Source organism: Methanofastidiosum sp. (assembly GCA_013178285.1).
In the GTDB taxonomy this organism is placed as follows: Archaea; Methanobacteriota_B; Thermococci; order Methanofastidiosales; family Methanofastidiosaceae; genus Methanofastidiosum.
The window spans coordinates 1-2,053 of record JABLXD010000102.1; the positions used below are offsets into that span (position 1 = coordinate 1).

3 protein-coding genes are annotated in these 2,053 nt (G+C 30.5%); all 3 read right to left on the reverse strand.

Annotated elements, in window-relative coordinates:
• The coding region (locus HPY60_11955) for a DUF262 domain-containing protein (protein NPV51890.1) at nt 1–1,032 on the reverse strand (1,032 nt) is incomplete at its 3' end.
• Nucleotides 1,029–1,196, reverse strand: a complete 168-nt coding sequence (locus HPY60_11960) for a hypothetical protein (GenBank protein NPV51891.1) — start codon at nt 1,194–1,196, stop codon at nt 1,029–1,031. The genes HPY60_11960 and HPY60_11955, both read right to left, overlap by 4 nt.
• A gap of 25 nt (nt 1,197–1,221) precedes the next feature.
• The gene (locus tag HPY60_11965; GenBank protein ID NPV51892.1) at nt 1,222–1,845 is read right to left on the reverse strand and encodes a hypothetical protein; all 624 of its coding nucleotides are present in this window, start codon (nt 1,843–1,845) and stop codon (nt 1,222–1,224) included.
• Nucleotides 1,846–2,053 lie beyond the last annotated feature (208 nt).

Sequence of the window (2,053 nt, forward strand, 5' to 3'; positions counted from 1 at the left end):
TGAACCTGAACCAGTATATTTAATGAAATATTCTTCAGTATGTAATTTCTTTATTTTTTCAATTAAAATATCATTATCAACAGGGAAAGCATATTTATCTATATTATGTGCAAGACCAATAGAAATTGCTTCAAATGCGGATTCTAAGAATTTTCCTTTAAATTTCACACCATCAAAACGTTTGAAGGAGTTATCACCTAAAAGATTATTTAAAATATTAAAAGTTGTCTCAAATTTTTTTAAAACATTTTCATAATCAAAATTAGTGTCCATTAATATTTGTTCTGTTATGTCGTCTAGAAAATCTTTAACATCTTTCTTAGAAGAATATTCAAAATAAAGTAATGAAATGTGACGAAGAGCTAATTCTACGTGATATTGTTCTTCATAAAGTCTATCTGATAGTGATAATGTACTTTGAAAATCTTCATTATCTGAAAGTGCAATAAACCAAGTAAAAGTTGGCTTATTTACCATTATCATTGCGCTATTTCTAACCTCTTGGTCAGAAGCATAAGTTCCTCCCGTATTTAATCTTTGAAATACTTCAAATTTCGCATTGGCACCTGTGTCTCCTAAAATTATAGACAAATTTAATTTTGCTCTTTTAAAATAAAGTTTCACAGATGTGGGTAGTTCATAATCTTCATTTTCGGAATTATCCCATTTAAACCCTTCAAAATGTGGTAAGTACTTTGTACCCTGTAATTTCAAAGGGGTTTTTTCTTTAAGAGCACCCATAAATTGAAGTATTGAAGATACTCTTTGCAGACCATCAACTATTTCCCAAATACCATCATCGCGTTGAAATAAGAATATTGAAGGAATTGGAATTCCTAAAACAATAGATTCAATTAATCTTGTTTTTTGTAAATCAGTCCATCGGAAATATCTTTGAAAGTCTGGATTAATAATTATTTCTTCATTCTCATAAAGATTAACTAATTCACCAATTGACATCGGATAATTTTCAGTTTTGAATTCTGTCCGTTTGTTTTCAATTTCTTTAATCAGAACATCTTGTATTTTCATTGTATGCAGTTTTTATTAATGGACGTTATTGTGTTGGTTTTCATTTGCTTGCGCATAACGGCTGGGGGTTGATAAAGTGCAGGCGGTTGGAACATCGTCATCGTCCCACGATGAGAAAGCTGGATTGAAACGGTAAAGTTTCCTAATCCGCTGATAGCCTGCATTTTATTAAACCCTTGTTGTAGCCTGTTATTTATTAATAATCCTCCATATTTCCCCTGTTTCACAAAGTTCAAATTGTATAATACCAACTGAATCCGCAATGAAAGTTCTCCATATATTTGGTTTTCTCCAATTTAAACTATTATCATCAATCGTATCAAGTTCTAACTTAATAACATTATCATAGACTACATTATTCACTGTAAATTCGGGAATTATTTCATTGGACACTTCTCCGTCTTCTTTGCTGAAAAAGAAGTCATCACTGCTTTCTGCAACATAATAATTTCCGAAATATCCGTGTTTGATAAATTTATACTCATAATTTATTTCTAAAGAACTTCCGTAATAAGTATTTCCTTCTATTTGCAAATCTATTTCATTAGTTATACAGGATGTAAAGTATGCACTTGCACCACAATCACATTTACAGTTGTTTTTAAAAGAATATGGTTCAGAATAAAATGCATCTTCAATTACAAATCTTATTGTATCAATTCCATTAGAAAATCTAATATAATTATAACGAGAATATGGCATCCAATTTAAATATTCTCTTGAAAATCCTGGACAATTTGTTTCACCAAAACATCCATACAAAAAGACTAAGGACAAGTTCAATATTCCAACTATTGCTTTTTTATATTTCATTGTCTTTATGATATTTAATATTTCTATTTAATAATCCTGATTTGTAATCAGAATTTTCTAATAATTGGCTACAACGGTGGGGGGTGTATAGCGTGCCCATCGACTGAAACAACGTCAACATCCCACGAGATAAAGTTAGATTGAAACGAGCAAGTTTGCAAATCAACGAATCCTTGGGCATGCTATGCAACCTATGTTATGCAAAGTA

Coding starts and splice junctions, on each gene's coding strand:
- HPY60_11960 (NPV51891.1), bottom strand. CDS start 1,196: ATGCAGGCTATCAGCGGATTAGGAAACTTTACCGTTTCAATCCAGCTT.
- HPY60_11965 (NPV51892.1), bottom strand. CDS start 1,845: ATGAAATATAAAAAAGCAATAGTTGGAATATTGAACTTGTCCTTAGTC.